Below are 18,081 nucleotides of genomic sequence, written 5' to 3'. Positions count from 1 at the left end.
TATTCCAGTTTACCGATCTGCCGACAAAATACCCTGTAGATCTAAAATAAACCCAGGTAGTATATCTTCTCCTGATAAGGTGGTGGGAGATAATAGCGCTTCTACTTCTCGTCCTTGACGATAAATCTCAACATATTGCTGTTTGGAGTCAATCAACCAACCTAAGCGCACCCCATTTTCTATATATTCTCGCATTTTGACTTGTACATCTTCGAGCATGTCGCTAGCCGACATCAGTTCCACAATAAAATCGGGCGCTAGGGGTAAAAACTTGTCTGGATTTGGATTTATTGCTTCAATTCGATCTCGTCTTACCCATGCAGCGTCAGGAGAACGGATAGCTCTATTAGGTAGGATAAAACCTGTAGAGGAATCGAAAGCAATGCCTAAATCGTTAGAGCGGCTCCAAGCTTGTAGTTGAAATGAAAGCTCTACATTACGGTTTCCCGTTCCCCATCCTGTAGGTGGCATAATTACTATTTTTCCTGTTGCAGTGCGCTCAAACTTGAGATCTCGGTTTTGTTGACAAAGCTGAAAAAATTGCTCGTCGGTCAAGTCTATTACTGAATGTAAGTCTAGGGCGATGGTATTCATATACACAATCTCGAAACAATAATCTATTGCAAAATTCTAAATTGCGATCGCCAAGATCTGAGGGCGGATTTGTTAATCGTTTTTGACTCCGACAAAGATTTCGGGTAAAACCCGCCCCTACGATACATTTATCTGCGTTCGCCTACATTTATTAGGCTGTTATACATTTTTGACTTTTAACTTTTAACTTTTGACTTGCTTAACTCAAATGTTGCCCCAATTCCAACCGCAATCGATACAAAATTGTATTTGGCTCGACTTGAGATAAAATTTCTTGAATTACAGTACTCGCACCAAATTGTCCCCAACTACAGCCTTTTTCTAAATACACTTGAGCGGCTTTTCCCACAGCATACGTACCATAACCAGCAATTCCCCCTTGAGCGATCGCAGTCCCTGCAAATGCAGTAATATTGAACGGATTATCTCCAGAGGCGATCGCCGTCGCACTTTTACCCAAGCCTAATAACATCCCGCTTCCTAATTCGCTCAACAATAACCCACCAGAACTGAATAAAATTGTCCTCAACAACTTTGTGGCTTCAAATCCCGTCATCGGTAAATTATATAACTTAGCCAAAGCACGAATTAGGGCGAGATCGGCAACAAATCCGCCTAAAACGTCAAGTACAGCAATCGGATTGAATCCGACAGCTAAAGCTTTATATTTGGTATATTGCCAAATTAAATCTTCCGCCGCTTCATTAAGACGATCTAGAGTTTTACCTGCGATCGCCGCTTCTGCATCTTTTACTTGTAGTAAAGCATTTAAAGCGAGTAGCGATCGCCCTTCGCGATTGAGTACGTGTAAAATCTTTTGCTGTAACTCTGCAATTTGAGGTGGTGGTGTTTCCCACTCGTAAGCAACTTGTCCATCGGGATATTCTACCCGCACTTCTTCTGCTGCTGGTTCCGCCGCCACCATGACAATTTCATCGCTAGACAAAAGTTGCTGTAAGCGTCTTGCTGTCGGACTACCTGCCCCTAATTGTTGGAGATTTTTATAGATTGCTTCCCTGTCTGTTTCGGGATATAAATCGATTTTATTGAAGACTAAAATTAGCGGTTTTTGTGCTTGCCGTAGTTCGCAAAGTGCTTGATATTCAGTACGGGTAATATCGCCAGCGACGACAAATAAAATTAAGTCAGCTTGTCGCGCTACATCCTTTGCCATTTGCGCCCTAGCTTGACCTTCAATTTCATCTAATCCTGGCGTGTCGATTAATTCAATCTGTACTTTTCCACCTGGATTCCAACGCACGGAACGGGGATATTGAGTCACACCGTGTAGGGGACCTGTGGGTAAAATTTTCTGCCCGACTAAGGCATTGAGAACCGCTGATTTACCTCGACTCACCAATCCAAAAGCAGCGATACAAATGACATTCGTTTCTAATTTATTCAGCGTGGAAGTTAGGACTTCTAAATCTGGTTTAACCAGCCCAGCTAATTCCAGCTTTACAGGTTGTGGATTGGGTTTACGCAGATGCCCATACCAAGATAGCGCTTGGCGGATACTTGCACGAGCGCGGTTGAGGTGAGATTCTTGGAGATCGATTCGCTTGGCTTGAGATTGAGTCAAGGTTGAGAGACTGCGGCAGGGTACAGATTTACTCTAGTGCGATCGCAGTTGGAATGGCAAATCGAGCGGTTACACAAGGCAGATTTTGTTTGTTTGGTTCTGCATGAATCCTCAAACGGTCTGGGAGAACGTTGAGTTACTCACAATTTCCTCAAATTTGCTTGCTAAGTTAAACCTATAACCAATAACCAAACGAGAGATGGTTTAAACCAACCTGATGCTATAGCAATTTTCAAGGGTTATTACATCTCGGATGCTAGCTGTTGACTGCTGACGGTTAACGGTTAACAGTTAACTATTTACTGGGTAAAAGGTAATTTGTATGAAAACATCAGTTAAGTACGACATCAATGCTATCAAAGACGAAGCACGTCAACTCGTTGATAAAGGACTTGTTGACCGTCACCAACCAATTTATGCTTTGTGCAAATACATTCCAGGTCGTGAGTGGGTTTGTGTAGAAATTGAGTTAGAGGAAAATGATTTTTTGCTTAGAGATCGAATCATCGATTTATTAGGTCGTGAAGATTGGCAAGAAGACTGAAAAAGTCAAAAGTTAAAAGTCAAACGACAACTAATACTTTTGATGTTTGTGAAAAAAATTGGTGAATAGGTTGTGGTATTGAGCTAATTTGAAGGTGGATTAGAGATAAAAATAATAGATAAAATCAAATGCAATAATTTCTATTGCTGAAAACCTGCGAGATTATCGAGCAAGTTTATGAATACTGCGAGGCGATCGCCATGTCTATAATATCCAATTTCTGGAAGATTGAAGCAGCTGAATTTCCCCAAAATGGTACACCTACAGAGCAGTTCAAGTTTCTTTTAAATCAGCCGATTGAAGTGCCAACTTTGCGATCGCAACTGAGCAAATTAATCTACGCATTGAGCTATCCACAAATTCTGTTGCGTCTGGGTTTTGGTTCTGAGGTAAAACCAACAGCAAGGCGAGGAGTCGATGAAGTTTTGCTATAAGACAAGATGTCAATCCTAAAACAACGTTTACACGTAACTATTCGCGGTGCTGTACAGGGAGTAGGCTTCCGTCCGTTTATCTACCGACTGGCAACAGAATTAGAACTTGTAGGATGGGTGAACAATTCTGCCCAAGGGGTTTTGGTTGACGTAGAAGGCACTCAAGCGCAGTTACAGAATTTTTTATTACGCATCGAGCAACAAAAGCCGCCTCGTTCGATAATTCAAAGTCTAGAATCAAAATTTCTCGCTCCCATAGGCTACCAGCAGTTTGAGATTCGCACCAGTACGGGTGGTGAGAAATCAGCAACAATATTACCCGACCTTGCCACTTGCTCGGATTGTCTGCGCGAAATTTTCAACAAAAGCGATCGCCGCTACGGTTATCCCTTCACCAACTGTACTAACTGCGGTTCCCGCTTTAGCATTATTAAAGCTTTGCCCTACGATCGCGCCAATACGACAATGAAAAAGTTTCAGATGTGCATTCATTGTCAGTCTGAGTATGAAAATCCATTAGATCGTCGCTTTCACGCCCAACCTAATGCCTGTCCTGAATGCGGACCCCAGCTGGAGTTATGGGAGCGAGATGGCAATGTTCTAGCATTACATCATCAAGCATTGATTCAAGCTGCTGCATCGATTTGTCAAGGAAAGATCTTTGCTATCAAGGGTTTGGGCGGGTTTCATCTGGTAGTAGACGCACGTAACGAAGCAGCCGTGCAAAAACTGCGCCGTTGCAAGCAGCGAGAGGCAAAACCCCTAGCCCTGATGTATCCATCGCTGGAATCGATTCAAGTACACTGTCAAGTTTCAGAATTGGAAGCAAGCCTATTGCGATCGCCTCAAGCTCCAATTGTACTGCTGCAACGGAAGTTAGAAGTTGACAGCGCGATCGCCCCCTCAGTTGCTCCTGGCAATCCCTATTTAGGCGTGATGTTGCCTTACACTCCTCTACATCACCTACTCATGGCTGAGTTGGGTTTTCCGATAGTTGCTACCAGTGGCAATTTAACAGATGAACCTATTTGTATTGATGAAAAAGAAGCACTGCAACGCCTGAGTAGCATTGCTGAAGTTTTCCTCGTCCATAACCGACCAATCGCCCGTCCTATAGATGATTCTGTCGTGTGCGTGATGATGGGAAGAGAAATGGTTTTACGTCGCGCCCGTGGCTATGCACCTTTGTCGATTCAGGGAGCAGGGACGAGCTGGGAGCAGGGAGCAGAGGAGCAGAGGAGCAGAGGAGCAGAGGAGCAACTACCAATTACTACACCCGACTCCCAACTCCTTAGTAGGGGCGTACAGCAGTGCGCCCCTACCGACTCCCTTCTCGCAGTAGGGGCGCATCTCAAAAATACGATCGCGCTTTGTGTCAAAGAGCAAGTTTTTGTCAGTCAGCATATCGGAGATTTAGAAACAGTACCAGCAGTGAATGCTTTTGAACGGGCGATCGCAGATTTTCAACAACTTTATCAGACAAAACCAGTGGCGATCGCCTGCGATCTTCATCCCGATTACCTCTCTACTCAATTTGCGCGTAATTCTGGGATTCCTGCGATTCCAGTACAACACCACTACGCTCACGTTCTCTCATGCATGGCTGAAAATAATTTAATTGGAATGCATGACTCTCAATCCGTCTTGGGTGTTGCTTGGGACGGTACTGGCTACGGACTAGACGGTACAATTTGGGGCGGAGAATTTTTGCTCGTTACAGAAACATCATTTGAGCGTGTCGCCCATCTGCACACTTTTCGGCTGCCTGGGGGAGAAAAGGCGATTAAAGAGCCGAGACGAGTCGCAATTGGTTTGCTCTACGAGATTTTTGGAGACGAGGTGTTTGAAATGAAGCACCTAGCACCAGTACAAGCTTTTTGCGATCGCGAGTTGGGAATTTTGCAGACAATGCTGCAAAGAAATCTCAATACGCCAGTAACTTCTAGTATGGGACGGCTATTTGATGCGATCGCTTCAATTGTAGGATTGCGTCAACAAAACCAGTTTGAAGGACAAGCAGCAATGGAACTAGAGTTTGCGATCGCCGGATTTGATCCTGACGAGTGCTATAGCTTTGAGATTTTGGCAACGTCATCGCCTGCGATCGTTGACTGGCTACCGATGGTGCGAGGAATTTTAGTAGATATAAAATGTGGTTTACCACTCGGAAAAATATCAGCTAAGTTTCACAATACGCTCGTTGAGATCGTAGTTGCCGTAGCAAAATCTGTGGGTGAAGGGAAAATTATACTTACAGGCGGTTGTTTTCAAAATAAGTATTTAACTGAAAGAGCCATTAAAAGATTGCAAGCAGAAAATTTTCGTCCTTATTGGCATCAATACATTCCACCGAATGATGGGGGAATCGCGCTAGGACAAATTGTGGCAGCAACTTTTCACTTAAGCAACAGGAAGCACCAGCCATGTGTTTAGCAGTTCCAGGAAAAATTATCAGTATTAATAACGAACAAGAACCATTGATGCGAACTGGAAAAGTTAGCTTTGGTGGAGTAATTAAAGAAGTCAGTCTTGCCTATGTTCCTGATGCAAAAGTAGATGACTATGTAATCGTCCATGTAGGTTTTGCTCTAAGCATTCTCGATCCACAAGAAGCAGAACGTACGTTGAATTATTTACAAGAAATGCAAAATTGAGCGATCGTTGGTTCCCCTTCTATTCTCCTCACAGGTTCCTCAAGTTTTCCTTCTAACTTCAAGGTAGAGCCAAAACAGTCACATGGTAATACTTTAGAAGCTTGCAAAGGTTGAAAAGATGAAAACAAAAACATTTGCAACCCTAGATGGTAATGAGGCAGTTGCTCAAGTTGCCTATCGCTTGAATGAAGTCATTGCCATTTATCCCATCACTCCTTCCTCACCAATGGCTGAATGGGCTGACGCTTGGACAGCAGAAGGCAGGGCAAATATTTGGGGTAATGTTCCTGCCGTAGTCCAAATGCAGAGCGAGGGAGGTGTTGCTGGGGCGCTTCACGGTGCTTTACAGACAGGTTCGCTGACGACGACTTTCACGGCATCGCAGGGATTATTGTTGATGCTGCCGAATATGTACAAAATTGCCGGAGAACTGACACCGACAGTCTTTCACGTAGCAGCGCGATCGCTTGCCGCTCAAGCCCTCTCCATCTTCGGCGATCATAGCGATGTGATGGCAGCACGGACAACCGGTTTTGCTTTGTTATGTGCGGCATCAGTGCAAGAAGCTCACGATTTCGCTCTTATCGCCACAAGAGCAACATTAGAATCGCGAATTCCTTTCTTGCATTTCTTCGATGGCTTCCGCACCTCCCACGAAATTGCCAAAGTGGGACTATTGACAGAAGATGACATGCGATCGCTCATCCCTGACGAGCTAGTCTTTGCCCATCGCGATCGCGCCCTAACTCCCGATCGCCCAGTGATTCGGGGTACAGCCCAAAATCCCGACGTTTACTTTCAAGCTAGAGAGACTGTCAATCCTTACTATCTAGCTTGCCCAGACATTACCCAAAAGGTGATGGATGAATTCACCCAACTAACAGGCAGACAATACCAATTATTTGAATATCATGGCGATCCAGCAGCAGAGAGAGTCATTGTGTTAATGGGTTCTGGTTGCGAAGCCGTCCACGAAACTGTAGATTACCTTAATGCTAGTGGCGAAAAAGTAGGAGTCGTCAAAGTCCGACTCTATCGCCCCTTTGATGCCAAAAGATTTGTCGAAGCGTTACCTGTAACAATCAAAGCGATCGCAGTTTTAGATCGCACCAAAGAACCAGGCGCAGCAGGTGAGCCGTTGTATCAGGATGTTGTTACCGCTGTGTGCGAATATGCAGAGCAGAGGAGACTAGGAGCAGACAAGGGAGACAAGGGAGACAAGGAAGCAATTCTAGCCACTAGTCACCAGCCACTAGCCACTTCCCCGACTCCCCAGATCGTCGGTGGACGCTACGGCTTATCATCCAAAGAATTTACCCCAGCGATGGTTAAAGCAGTTTTCGATAACCTCACGCTAGATCGACCTAAAAATCACTTTACCGTGGGCATCAACGATGATGTGACTCACACTAGTCTGCCGTACGATCCTGAGTTTTCGATTAAATCAGAGCATGTAGTGCAAGCCATCTTTTATGGATTGGGTGCGGATGGAACTGTAGGAGCCAATAAAAATTCCATCAAAATTATTGGCGAACAGACAGAAAACTACGCTCAAGGCTATTTTGTCTACGATTCCAAAAAATCGGGTTCTGTGACAGTTTCTCATTTACGATTTGGAACGCAGCCGATTCGCTCCACGTATTTAGTCAATCGGGCTAACTTTGTTGCTTGTCATCAGTGGGAGTTTATCGAGAAATTTCCATTACTCAAAGAGATCGTCCCTGGTGGTACTCTCTTGCTCAATAGTCCCTACCCAGCAGATGAAGTTTTGAATTATTTACCGCGATCGCTCCAAGCTCAAATTATTCAAAAACATCTGAAATTTTATGTCATTAATGCCTACCAAGTTGCCCGCAACGCTGGGATGGGTGGAAGAATTAACACCGTTATGCAAGTTTGCTTCTTCGCCCTCTCTGGCGTGCTACCAAAAGATGAAGCTATTACCCAAATTAAGCAATCTATCCGCAAAACCTACGGCAAGAAAGGCGATGAAATTGTCCAGATGAATATCAATGCGGTTGATGCAACACTAGCACATCTGGATGAAGTCAATTACGAACCACTAGTAGTAGAAAATAGCGAAAGCCAACTACCAATTACCAACTACCAACTACCAATTCCCAATTCAGCCCCAGCTTTTGTCCGAGATGTTTTAGGAAAAATGATGGCGCGGGAGGGTGACGAGCTACCAGTAAGTGCCATGCCCGCAGACGGAACTTATCCTAGTGGAACATCGAAGTGGGAAAAACGCAATATTGCTCAGGAAATTCCAGTTTGGGATTCAGATGTATGCGTCCAGTGTGGTAAGTGCGTGATGGTGTGTCCCCACAGCGTGATTCGCAGCAAAGTTTACGAACCGCAGCAACTAGAAACTGCTCCAGCCACCTTTAAGAGTAGCAATGCACGGGAACACGACTGGCAAGGTTTAAAATTTACCATCCAAGTTGCACCGGAAGACTGTACGGGCTGTGGCATCTGCGTGGATGTTTGCCCCGCCAAAAACAAGTCACAACCAAAACTGAAAGCAATTAATATGCAGCCGCAGCAACCATTGCGGGAACAAGAACGGGAGAATTGGGATTTCTTCTTAAATATTCCCAATCCCGATCGCACTCAATTGAAACTGCATAAGATTAATCAGCAGCAAATGCAAGAGCCGTTATTTGAATTTTCTGGCGCTTGTGCGGGTTGTGGAGAAACGCCCTATTTAAAACTAGTTAGTCAATTATTTGGCGATCGCGCCGTCATTGCTAATGCCACTGGTTGTTCTTCGATCTACGGTGGTAACTTACCTACTACACCTTGGACGCACAACGCCGAGGGGCGGGGTCCTGCTTGGTCTAATTCCTTATTTGAGGATAATGCCGAATTTGGCTTGGGCTTTCGCGTTGCGATCGACAAACACACAGAAATTGCTAGCGAATTACTGCGCCTGCTAGCACCAGCAGTAGGTGAAGAACTAGCAACAAGCATCCTCACTGCCGAACAACAGGATGAAGCAGATATCTCCGAACAGCGCCAAAGAGTTGAATTACTCAAACAAAAATTGGACGAATTATCAAATAGTCAGGGAGCAGAGGGGCAGAGGGGCAGAGGAGCAGGAGAGCAAGGGAAAAGAGCTGAGGGAGCTGAGGGAGCTGAGGAGGATGGGGGAGCAACTACCAATTACCAATTACCGACTACTAATTACCAATCTAAAATCCAAAATCTAAAATCACTTGCTGACTACCTAGTGAAAAAGAGCGTCTGGATTATTGGCGGTGATGGTTGGGCTTATGATATTGGCTTTGGTGGACTCGATCATGTCCTGGCGAGCGGACGTAATGTGAATATCCTCGTTCTCGATACAGAGGTTTATTCCAACACTGGCGGGCAAATGTCTAAAGCTACCCCCAAGGGAGCAGTAGCTAAATTTGCTGCTGGTGGTAAACCCGCACCCAAAAAAGACTTGGGTTTAATTGCCATGACTTACGGAAATGTCTACGTGGCAAGTGTAGCAATGGGCGCAAGAGACGAGCATACACTTAGAGCCTTTTTAGAAGCTGAAGCTTACGAAGGTCCATCGTTGATTATTGCCTACAGCCATTGCATCGCCCACGGCATCAATATGGCAACAGCGATGCAAAATCAAAAGGCTGCGGTAGATTCAGGGCGCTGGCTGTTGTATCGTTTTAACCCTGACCGGATTCAGCAGGGAGAAAACCCGCTCCAACTTGATTCCCACGCTCCGAAACTCCCAGTAGAGCAATATATGTATCTGGAAAACCGCTTCAAGATGTTGACTCATAGCAAGCCAGAAGCAGCTAAGCAGTTCCTAGCAGAGGCACAGCAAGATGTCAATGCTCGTTGGCGCTTGTATGAATATCTAGCTGCGCGATCGCCTGAAACTATTCATTAGCTCTCAAGTTCTTTTCCTAACTTCAAGGTTTTAGGAGGGAGACAAATGGACTTAACTACAACTTACATGGGGTTACAGTTGCGATCGCCCCTCGTACCTTCAGCCTCACCCCTTTCTGAGGATATCGACAATATCAAGCGAATGGAAGATGCGGGGGCGGCGGCTGTTGTGATGCATTCTCTATTTGAAGAACAATTACGCCAAGAGCGCTACGAACTGCACCATCACCTGACGCATGGGACTGAAAGCTATCCTGAAGCTCTAACTTATTTCCCAGAACCCCACAGCTTTCGAGTCGGCTCGGAAGAATATCTCAATCATATCCAAAGGGCAAAGGAGAAAATCAATATTCCTCTCATTGCTAGTCTCAACGGTTCATCTGTTGGCGGTTGGACTAACTATGCCAGACAAATCCAGCAAGCAGGAGCAGACGGACTGGAATTGAATGTGTATTATGTCCCTACAGATATGGACTTGACAGGCGAACAAATCGAGCAAACCTACATTGAGATTTTGCGATCGGTTAAAGCTGCCGTGACAATTCCCGTAGCGGTCAAACTCAGCCCTTATTTTACCAATATGGCAAATATGGCGCGACGTTTGGACATCGCAGGGGCAAATGCTCTTGTTTTGTTCAATCGCTTCTATCAACCAGACATCAACCTCAAAACCCTAGAGGTTGAACCAAACGTGCTTTTAAGTACGCCGCAGTCCATGCGTTTACCGATGCGTTGGATTGCAATTCTCTACGATCGCATCAATGCTAGTTTGGCTGCAACCAGCGGCATCCACAAAGGGCAAGATGCCATCAAGTTGTTGATGGCAGGAGCTAACATCACGATGCTTTGTTCGGTGTTGCTACGGCACGGCATCGACCAGATCCGCGCGATCGAGCAGGAAATGCGTGAATGGATGGTAGAACACGAGTATGAATCCGTGCGGCAACTACAAGGAAGCATGAGTCAGAAAAATTGTCCCGACAAGAGTACCTTTGAACGCGCCCAATACATGCGATCGCTCCAAACCTACAAACCAGAATGGGAACGAGTTTTCGATACGTCTCATTATTTTGGATAAAGTCAAAAGTCAAAACTAATAACAACTATCCATTAATTACTACAAATGACCAATTACCAATTACCAACTACCAACTACCAACTACCAAAACCCTATGCAAAAACGAATTGGTATTTTGACCAGTGGCGGTGACTGCCCCGGGTTAAATTGTGCGATTCGGGCTGTTGTCAGCCATGCCAAGCTACAACACGATTGGGAAGTGCTAGGGATTCCTTACGCTACCCAAGGGTTATTGGAGCGCAAGACGACGTTACTCAATTTGCATGGCTTAGATTTACGCGGTATCGATCCTTTACTCAGCATGGGTGGCACGATTTTAGGATCGATTAATAAAGGAGACACGCTAGCTCATGCGAGTGAAATTATTGCTAGTTATCGGGCGTTGGCGTTAGATGCCTTAATTGCGATCGGTGGCGATGGCAGTCTCGCCATTCTCCACCAACTAGCTTGTCAAGGAAACTGGAATCTCATCGCGATTCCCAAGACAATCGATAACGATGTGGCACTTACGGAACGAGCAATCGGGTTTGATACGGCTGTCAATACGATTGTTGATGCTTTGAATCGTCTCACCTTTACTGCTGCCAGTCACGATCGCGTCATGGTTGTGGAAGTTATGGGACGCACAGCAGGGCATCTAGCACTCCATGCTGGGATCGCAGGCGGAGCAGATTGTATTCTCATTCCCGAAATTCCTTACTCGATTGACGGAGTTTGCCATCAAATTAACGAACTGCGCGATCGCTGGGGACGAAAATTTGCGATCGTTGTTGTTGCTGAAGGTGCTAAAACTGCTAACGATAGTTCTATTGCAGAAACACAAAATTTTGCCTCTCTAGAGTGCGGCATGGGACAGTACATTGCCAATCAAATCAAATCCTACAACAACCAAAGCGATCGCCTTGACGTTCGGGTTTCGATCTTAGGGCATATTCAGCGCGGTGGTATACCATCGGCTTTAGACCGCTTGAGTGCAACAGCTTTTGGTAAGGCAGCAGTAGATTTAATTGCGCGGGAACAATACGGTCAAATGGTGGCTTGGCAAAATGGACAAGTTGTAGATGTTCCGATCGCTGATGTTGTCGCTCGAAGTCCTTTGCCTGTAGCACCTGATAACTATCTCGTACAAACCGCTCGCTGTATGGGGATTTATGTGGGGGATGGATGACAATGAAGTTTGTTGACGAATACCGAGATGCTGATGCTGCTGGGCAATACGCGCGGGCGATCGCTGCCATTACTACCCAAGCTTGGACAATTATGGAAATCTGCGGCGGTCAGACCCATTCTATTGTCAAATTTGGCATAGATGAACTTTTACCCCCAGAAATTACCTTAATTCACGGACCTGGTTGTCCCGTCTGCGTCACGCCTGTGGCATTAATCGATCGGGCGATCTCGATCGCAACGCAACCCGAAGTTATTTTCTGTTCGTTTGGAGATATGTTGCGTGTTCCAGGGAGCAGGGGAGTAGAGGAGAGTGAGAAAGATTTGCTGGCGGTTAAGGCAATGGGGGGGGATATTCGCATTGTCTATTCTCCGCTTGATGCGCTCAAAATCGCTCAAGCTCATCCTCACAAACAAGTTGTTTTCTTTGCTGTGGGGTTTGAAACGACTGCACCCGCTACAGCGATGGCGGTTTACCAAGCTGCGCGACAGGAAGTTAAAAATTTCTCCTTACTGGTTTCTCACGTATTAGTTCCGCCAGCAATGGAGGCGATTCTTGCCTCACCTCATAATCGAGTTCAGGGATTTTTAGCAGCCGGTCATGTCTGCACGGTGATGGGATACACCCAGTACGAACCGCTCGTACAGAAATATCGCATTCCGATTGTCGTCACGGGATTTGAACCGTTAGACATCCTCCAAGGGGCGTATATGTGCATTCAGCAATTGGAATCGAGGCGATCGCAACTGGAAAATCAATACGCTCGTTCGGTGCGGCGCAGTGGAAATGAAACCGCTCAACGATTAATGCGTGAAGTATTTGAGGTCGTACCGAGACAATGGCGCGGGATTGGTCGTATTCCTCAAAGTGGGTTGGGCTTACGCGATCGATATGCTGAATTTGATGCTCAAAAGCGCTTTGATATTTTTAACTACGCAATTGCAGAATCTACCGAATGTCTGAGCGGACAGATCTTACAAGGCATCAAAAAACCTCACGAATGTCCTGTCTTTGGCGATCGCTGTACGCCAGAACATCCCTTGGGTGCGCCGATGGTTTCCTCGGAAGGGGCTTGTGCGGCATATTATCGCTATCGGCATCGGGTGTAAGAAGGCAAGAGGCAGAGGAGCAGAGGAGTTGTAAGTGAGCGAACCCGAAGACTTTATCCTGTCTTGTCCCATCCCAATTGACAAGTATCCCCGCGTTCTACTGGCGCATGGGGGTGGTGGAAGGTTAATGCATCAGTTGATTTCACAAATGTTTTTGGCGACATTTAGCCATAGCGATCGCGCGTCACATGACGCTGCCGAAATTCACCTCACAAGTCACAGAATTGCCTTCACCACTGATTCTTATGTAGTTCAACCCCTGTTTTTTCCAGGCGGCGATATCGGAATGCTGGCAGTTAACGGCACTGTCAACGATCTGGCGATGAGCGGAGCGCGTCCGCTGTATTTAAGTGCTGGGTTTATTTTGGAAGAAGGACTATCAATGGAAACGCTTTGGCGGGTGGTGCGATCGATGCAACAAGCAGCTCAAACAGCCAACGTGCAGATCGTGACTGGCGATACAAAGGTTGTGAATAAAGGGAAGGGAGACGGCATTTTTATCAATACTGCTGGTGTTGGAATTATCGAGCATGACCAGGCGATCGCCCCCCAATCAATTCAGCCTGGGGATGTGTTGCTGCTCAATGGCGATCTCGGTCGTCACGGCATTGCTATTATGACCCAGAGGGAGGGTTTAGCCTTTGAAACTACCATCGAGAGCGATGCAGCACCACTATCAAGTCTGATTCTAGAACTGCTTGCGGCTGAAATTGAAATTCACTGTTTGCGCGATTTGACTCGTGGCGGTTTATCGAGCGCCCTGAATGAAATTGCCCAAGCTGCCTGCGTCAAAATTGAAATTGATGAAAATTCAATTCCTATAAGTGAAGAAGTGCAAGGAGCGTGTGAAATCCTCGGTTTCGATCCGCTTTATGTGGCAAACGAAGGAAGATTTGTCGCTTTTGTGCCACCAGAATTTACCCAAACAGCAATAAAAATTATGCGATCGCATCCTTTAGGAAAATCTGCTCAAATTATTGGCAGTGTCACCGAACGCAAAACATCTGGTTTTGTCACGATGAAGAGTAAAATTGGCGCTCAACGCATTGTCGATATGTTAAGCGGAGAACAACTACCACGAATCTGCTAATCCGAATTTGCTCATCCGAATTTGCTCAATAGCCGCGATCGCTATCTTTGCTCCCTACTGTCCGATCATCCCATCACTTGTGGTAGCGTGGCATAGAGAAAAAAGCCGACTGCCACGATTGCCAATAACCCCTGAATCAAATTTCCCACCAGAGAACCGACTACAATTCCGATTCCAGCTTTCAAGGCTCGTTTAAGATCGCGTTGATAAATGTACTCGCCAATAATTGCTCCTAACAAAGGTCCGAGCAAAATTCCTAACAAGGGACCACCAAACGGCAAAGCAGGCAATAAACCAAAAATCCCCAATAGCAAACCAACAACCGCACCAATCTGTCCCCATTTGCTGGCTCCTGCGCGTTTCGCTCCCCAGAAGGTAGCCAGCAGATCGATACCGACGCTAAGCGCCAACACCACCACCGTCACAATTAGAGGTACGGCAATGCTTCCAAAAGAACCTTGCACCACACCCCAAATTGCGATCGCGACTAAAATCAAACTCGTCCCAGGAATCCCTGGAACCACTGCCCCAATCACACCGACAACCATCAGGGCAACTAATAACCAATAGAGAGTTAGCATAATTTGTCATTTGTCATTAGTGAATTGTTAATTTTGATTTTTAACTTTTGACTTTTGACTTTTTCCCTACTCCCTGCTCCCTACTCCCTGCTCCCTAAAAAGGGTAACGTCTAATTTATCGGCAATACCACCGATCCAGGTTTCATCTTGCTTGGTATAGCTGCGGGGAGCATTTGCACCCAAAATCATTACGCCTTGCTGACCAATAGGCTGACAAATGACTCCTTGAGTGTTTTCTGGCAAGTAGTCAAATTCAAATCGTCCTGGGTAAACGCTCAAAGCCACTAAGTAAACTGGTTTATGTTTTTCCAGCACCCGTTGGACGATCGCCCCTGGAGTCACTTCGGTTTTCTCTGGTAATATGCCGCGCCGCAGCAATACTTTTCCCCGATAAAACACGATCAGCGATCGCGTAACGGTATTTGTCAATAACAGATAAGATGCCCATGCTAGTTCTGTCTTAACTGTTTCGGGCAAGTCTGGAGCCAACTCGAACTTTTGCTCGCCCACGAGTTCTACCGCATCCGGCAGGCGCGGTGCGACTTGCTGCCAAAGCAAGCCAGTCAAAATCAGCACCGCACTGACAATCGCCCCCAAAACATCCGACCGTGCCTGAGTCACTGTCAGTTCCGGTGTCAGCAACCGATTGACCAACAGCAACACAGCACCTAATCCTCCTACCACGAGGGGTATTAGCCGTATAACTCGATTTGGATCTGATTTAGTCATTTTAGTGGTGCGTGGTGCGTGGTGCGTGGTGCGTGAAGAAAGGGTGTAGGGTGTAGGGTGTAGGGTGTGGGGTTTAATTGTGACTTGTCTTGTTCCCTCAGCTTCCTCAGCAACCTTGCGCCCCCTTGTCCCCCTTGTTCTCCTTGTCTCCCTTGTCCCCCACATTAGCCGCTATCCACCAACATTCACTCCTCTCCTGGTTCGATAATCCGTTGGAATAGATAACCCGTGCCTCTAGCGGTAAGGATTAATTCTGGGTTACTAGGGTCGTCTTCTAACTTCGCCCGCAGTCGCGAGATATGCACGTCTACTACGCGAGTGTCTACATGTCGTTCGGGCGTATAGCCCCAAACTTCCTGCAAAATTTCCGATCGCGAAAAGGCTTCCCCCGAACGGCTGACTAACAGCTCTAGCAAGCTAAATTCCATTCCAGTTAATCGAATCCGCTCGTCTCCTTTGTAAACCTGTCGCTTGTTCGTGTCAATTTTGATACTTCCTACTTGGATCACGCCAGAGCTAGGAATTCCCGAAGCACCTGTTTTATCTACCCGTCGCAATACCGAGCGAATGCGTGCTTCCAGTTCCTTCGGGGAAAATGGCTTGACTACGTAATCATCCGCACCTAATTCCAGTCCGGTGATCCGATCGGCGACATCGCCCAGGGCTGTTAGCATAATAATTGGTACATCTGATTCCTTGCGTAGCTCTTGACACACGCCGTAGCCATCTAACTTCGGCATCATCACGTCCAAGACAACCAAATCTGGATCGGCTTTGCGAAATGTATCCAAAGCTTCCTCGCCGTCTGCTGCTGTCACGACATCGTAACCAATCATCGACAGCCGCGTTTCTAAGATCCGCCGAATGCTGGCTTCGTCGTCCACGACTAGGATTTTTTCTTTATGACTTTCCAAATTGACCAACGCTCCTTAAAACCAACATTTTTGAATTTTAATTTTTAGTACTATTACATGAAGATCTTATCCCATTCAATCCACGTAAATTAGCCGAAATTCTCGCACTCACTTACTTTCAAGGTTTTTTAATATTTGCGGTTTTGCCAACAAAATTTAACTTAACGCAACAAAAGCACTAAACGAATGCCCAAACCCCGTACCTATTTCGTTTGCAATGAATGTGGCGCAGAGTCGCCTCAGTGGTTTGGTAAGTGTCCTGCCTGCGGGACTTACAATTCCTTAGAAGAACAAATTACGAGTACAACTCTCGGGACGCTACCAACTCGTGGGGTTAGCTGGCAGCAAACGCCGCAAAGCAATGGTAAGTCGATCGCTAAAGCCGCAAAACCCCGCGCTTCTCTAACTTTCGACCAAATTAGCGATCGCCAAGTGAGTCGCTGGTGTTCTGGCTATGACGAACTCGACCGAGTACTCGGTGGTGGTATTGTACCAGGTTCTATGGTTTTGATCGGCGGCGATCCAGGGATTGGCAAATCGACTTTGTTACTACAGGTTTCTAACCAACTCGCCCAAAACTATCGCATTCTCTACGTTTGCGGTGAAGAGTCGGGACAGCAAGTGAAGTTACGCGCTTCTCGTTTGGGTGTATCTAAATTTCAAAACTCTATAGAGGAATCAGATCCCCAGCCTCAAAACCAATCGCCTAACGGTCATTTAGTTAACAATGGTAGTGCAAGAGCCGATTTATACGTTTTGCCAGAAACGGATCTCGAAGAAATACTGAGGGAAGTCGATTCGCTCAAACCCAATGTAGCTGTAATCGACAGTATCCAAACCGTCTATTTTCCCACCTTAACTTCCGCCCCTGGCTCGGTGGCACAGGTGCGAGAATGTACCTCAGCCCTAATGCAAGTAGCAAAAAGGGAAGATATTACGATGTTAATTGTGGGACACGTTACCAAAGAAGGTGCGATCGCGGGTCCCAAAGTATTAGAACACTTGGTAGACACGGTACTCTATTTTGAAGGCGATCGCTTCGCCTCCCATCGGTTGTTACGCACAGTCAAGAATCGCTTTGGCGCTACTCACGAAATTGGCATCTTTGAAATGATCGATCGCGGGTTGCGGGAAGTCGCCAATCCCTCAGAATTATTTCTCGGTAGTCGCGACGATCCTTCACCAGGAACCGCAATTGTAGTTGCTTGTGAAGGCACGCGCCCGATTGTGGTAGAGTTGCAAGCCTTAGTCAGTCCCACCAGCTATGCTTCACCCCGTCGTTCCACTACAGGTATAGACTACAGCCGTTTACTGCAAATTTTGGCAGTGTTAGAAAAACGAGTTGGCATTCCTTTGTCTAAACTGGATGCCTATGTCGCCTCTGCTGGTGGCTTAAGCGTGGAAGAACCAGCTGTAGATCTGGGAGTCGCGATCGCCGTAGTCGCTTCTTTCCGCGATCGCATTGTCGATCAGCGCACTGTCTTGATTGGAGAAGTCGGGTTAGGCGGACAAGTCCGCCCCGTTTCTCAAATGGAATTGCGCCTGAAAGAAGCTGCTAAACTAGGCTTTAAGCGGGCAATTGTACCCAAAGGGCAACCTTATCCTGACGTAGATCTGGAAATTATTCCTGTCGCCAAAGTACTCGATGCGATTATCGCTGCAATCCCCCCACAATCGTTCCCAGATTTAGATTTAGAAGAGGAATAG

The 18,081-nt window shown here is 46.3% G+C and carries 15 protein-coding genes; 10 read left to right on the top strand and 5 right to left on the bottom strand.

Features of this window, described 5'->3' with window-relative positions; genetic code table 11:
* Positions 1 to 9 precede the first annotated feature (9 nt).
* Together H6G17_RS16630 and H6G17_RS16625 are read right to left on the bottom strand one after the other, a co-directional pair.
* Positions 10 to 594, bottom strand: a complete 585-nt coding sequence (locus H6G17_RS16630; protein ID WP_192159014.1) for a Uma2 family endonuclease — start codon at positions 592 to 594, stop codon at positions 10 to 12.
* Positions 595 to 793: 199 nt separating this feature from the next.
* Positions 794 to 2,176: a GTP-binding protein gene (locus H6G17_RS16625; protein WP_192159012.1), complete on the bottom strand. Its 1,383-nt coding sequence runs from the start codon at positions 2,174 to 2,176 to the stop codon at positions 794 to 796.
* A 322-nt stretch (positions 2,177 to 2,498) separates the two neighbouring features.
* On the opposite strand from H6G17_RS16625, the gene H6G17_RS16620 reads away from it, so the two are divergent.
* The 9 genes from H6G17_RS16620 (at position 2,499) to hypE (ending at position 14,150) form a co-directional block, all read left to right on the top strand.
* Entirely contained in the window at positions 2,499 to 2,720 is a 222-nt protein-coding gene (locus H6G17_RS16620) for a DUF4327 family protein (RefSeq protein WP_015156335.1), read from the top strand.
* 143 nt (positions 2,721 to 2,863) lie between these two features.
* Positions 2,864 to 3,154, top strand: a complete 291-nt coding sequence (locus H6G17_RS16615; protein ID WP_192159011.1) for a hypothetical protein — start codon at positions 2,864 to 2,866, stop codon at positions 3,152 to 3,154.
* 6 nt (positions 3,155 to 3,160) lie between these two features.
* The gene (gene hypF / locus H6G17_RS16610; protein WP_192159010.1) at positions 3,161 to 5,587 is read left to right on the top strand and encodes a carbamoyltransferase HypF; all 2,427 of its coding nucleotides are present in this window, start codon (positions 3,161 to 3,163) and stop codon (positions 5,585 to 5,587) included.
* Positions 5,578 to 5,808 carry a HypC/HybG/HupF family hydrogenase formation chaperone gene (locus H6G17_RS16605; protein WP_192159009.1) on the top strand — a complete coding sequence of 77 codons (231 nt, stop codon included), beginning with the start codon at positions 5,578 to 5,580 and terminating at the stop codon, positions 5,806 to 5,808. The genes hypF and H6G17_RS16605 overlap by 10 nt, the downstream gene beginning before the upstream one ends.
* 118 nt (positions 5,809 to 5,926) lie before the next feature.
* Entirely contained in the window at positions 5,927 to 9,706 is a 3,780-nt protein-coding gene (gene nifJ, locus H6G17_RS16600) for a pyruvate:ferredoxin (flavodoxin) oxidoreductase (RefSeq protein ID WP_192159008.1), read from the top strand.
* Between the two features lie 45 nt (positions 9,707 to 9,751).
* Positions 9,752 to 10,783: a dihydroorotate dehydrogenase-like protein gene (locus tag H6G17_RS16595; RefSeq protein ID WP_192159007.1), complete on the top strand. Its 1,032-nt coding sequence runs from the start codon at positions 9,752 to 9,754 to the stop codon at positions 10,781 to 10,783.
* 94 nt (positions 10,784 to 10,877) lie between these two features.
* Positions 10,878 to 11,951, top strand: a complete 1,074-nt coding sequence (locus H6G17_RS16590; RefSeq protein WP_192159006.1) for an ATP-dependent 6-phosphofructokinase — start codon at positions 10,878 to 10,880, stop codon at positions 11,949 to 11,951.
* A gap of 2 nt (positions 11,952 to 11,953) precedes the next feature.
* Positions 11,954 to 13,060: a hydrogenase formation protein HypD gene (gene hypD, locus H6G17_RS16585; protein ID WP_192159155.1), complete on the top strand. Its 1,107-nt coding sequence runs from the start codon at positions 11,954 to 11,956 to the stop codon at positions 13,058 to 13,060.
* Between the two features lie 34 nt (positions 13,061 to 13,094).
* Positions 13,095 to 14,150 (top strand): hydrogenase expression/formation protein HypE, encoded by a 1,056-nt coding sequence (hypE, locus tag H6G17_RS16580; RefSeq protein ID WP_192159005.1) that lies wholly within the window; start codon positions 13,095 to 13,097, stop codon positions 14,148 to 14,150.
* 65 nt (positions 14,151 to 14,215) lie between these two features.
* Here the strand turns inward: hypE and H6G17_RS16575 are convergent, their stop codons facing one another.
* The 3 genes from H6G17_RS16575 to rpaB all read right to left on the bottom strand — a co-directional run bounded on the left by H6G17_RS16575 (position 14,216) and on the right by rpaB (position 16,374).
* Positions 14,216 to 14,731 (bottom strand): DUF456 family protein, encoded by a 516-nt coding sequence (locus H6G17_RS16575; protein WP_015156344.1) that lies wholly within the window; start codon positions 14,729 to 14,731, stop codon positions 14,216 to 14,218.
* Positions 14,732 to 14,797: 66 nt separating this feature from the next.
* Complete coding sequence (locus H6G17_RS16570) at positions 14,798 to 15,460, bottom strand: cofactor assembly of complex C subunit B (protein WP_192159153.1); 663 nt, start codon at positions 15,458 to 15,460, stop codon at positions 14,798 to 14,800.
* 185 nt (positions 15,461 to 15,645) lie between these two features.
* The gene (rpaB, locus tag H6G17_RS16565; protein ID WP_015156346.1) at positions 15,646 to 16,374 is read right to left on the bottom strand and encodes a response regulator transcription factor RpaB; all 729 of its coding nucleotides are present in this window, start codon (positions 16,372 to 16,374) and stop codon (positions 15,646 to 15,648) included.
* Positions 16,375 to 16,560: 186 nt separating this feature from the next.
* On the opposite strand from rpaB, the gene radA reads away from it, so the two are divergent.
* Positions 16,561 to 18,081, top strand: coding sequence for a DNA repair protein RadA (gene radA, locus H6G17_RS16560; RefSeq protein ID WP_192158994.1), 1,521 nt, complete (start codon positions 16,561 to 16,563; stop codon positions 18,079 to 18,081).

The organism is Chroococcidiopsis sp. [FACHB-1243], assembly GCF_014696895.1.
Classification (GTDB): domain Bacteria; phylum Cyanobacteriota; class Cyanobacteriia; order Cyanobacteriales; family Chroococcidiopsidaceae; genus Chroococcidiopsis.
Note: the sequence above shows the minus strand (reverse complement) of the source record. Positions and strands in the feature narration are given on the sequence as shown.

Bases quoted from the DNA above. Each gene is read 5' to 3' on its own strand.
- radA (WP_192158994.1), top strand. From the start codon at position 16,561: ATGCCCAAACCCCGTACCTATTTCGTTTGCAATGAATGTGGCGCAGAG.
- hypD (WP_192159155.1), top strand. From the start codon at position 11,954: ATGAAGTTTGTTGACGAATACCGAGATGCTGATGCTGCTGGGCAATAC.
- hypF (WP_192159010.1), top strand. From the start codon at position 3,161: ATGTCAATCCTAAAACAACGTTTACACGTAACTATTCGCGGTGCTGTA.
- H6G17_RS16575 (WP_015156344.1), bottom strand. From the start codon at position 14,731: ATGCTAACTCTCTATTGGTTATTAGTTGCCCTGATGGTTGTCGGTGTG.
- nifJ (WP_192159008.1), top strand. From the start codon at position 5,927: ATGAAAACAAAAACATTTGCAACCCTAGATGGTAATGAGGCAGTTGCT.
- H6G17_RS16570 (WP_192159153.1), bottom strand. From the start codon at position 15,460: ATGACTAAATCAGATCCAAATCGAGTTATACGGCTAATACCCCTCGTG.
- H6G17_RS16605 (WP_192159009.1), top strand. From the start codon at position 5,578: ATGTGTTTAGCAGTTCCAGGAAAAATTATCAGTATTAATAACGAACAA.
- H6G17_RS16590 (WP_192159006.1), top strand. From the start codon at position 10,878: ATGCAAAAACGAATTGGTATTTTGACCAGTGGCGGTGACTGCCCCGGG.
- H6G17_RS16595 (WP_192159007.1), top strand. From the start codon at position 9,752: ATGGACTTAACTACAACTTACATGGGGTTACAGTTGCGATCGCCCCTC.
- H6G17_RS16620 (WP_015156335.1), top strand. From the start codon at position 2,499: ATGAAAACATCAGTTAAGTACGACATCAATGCTATCAAAGACGAAGCA.
- H6G17_RS16630 (WP_192159014.1), bottom strand. From the start codon at position 594: ATGAATACCATCGCCCTAGACTTACATTCAGTAATAGACTTGACCGAC.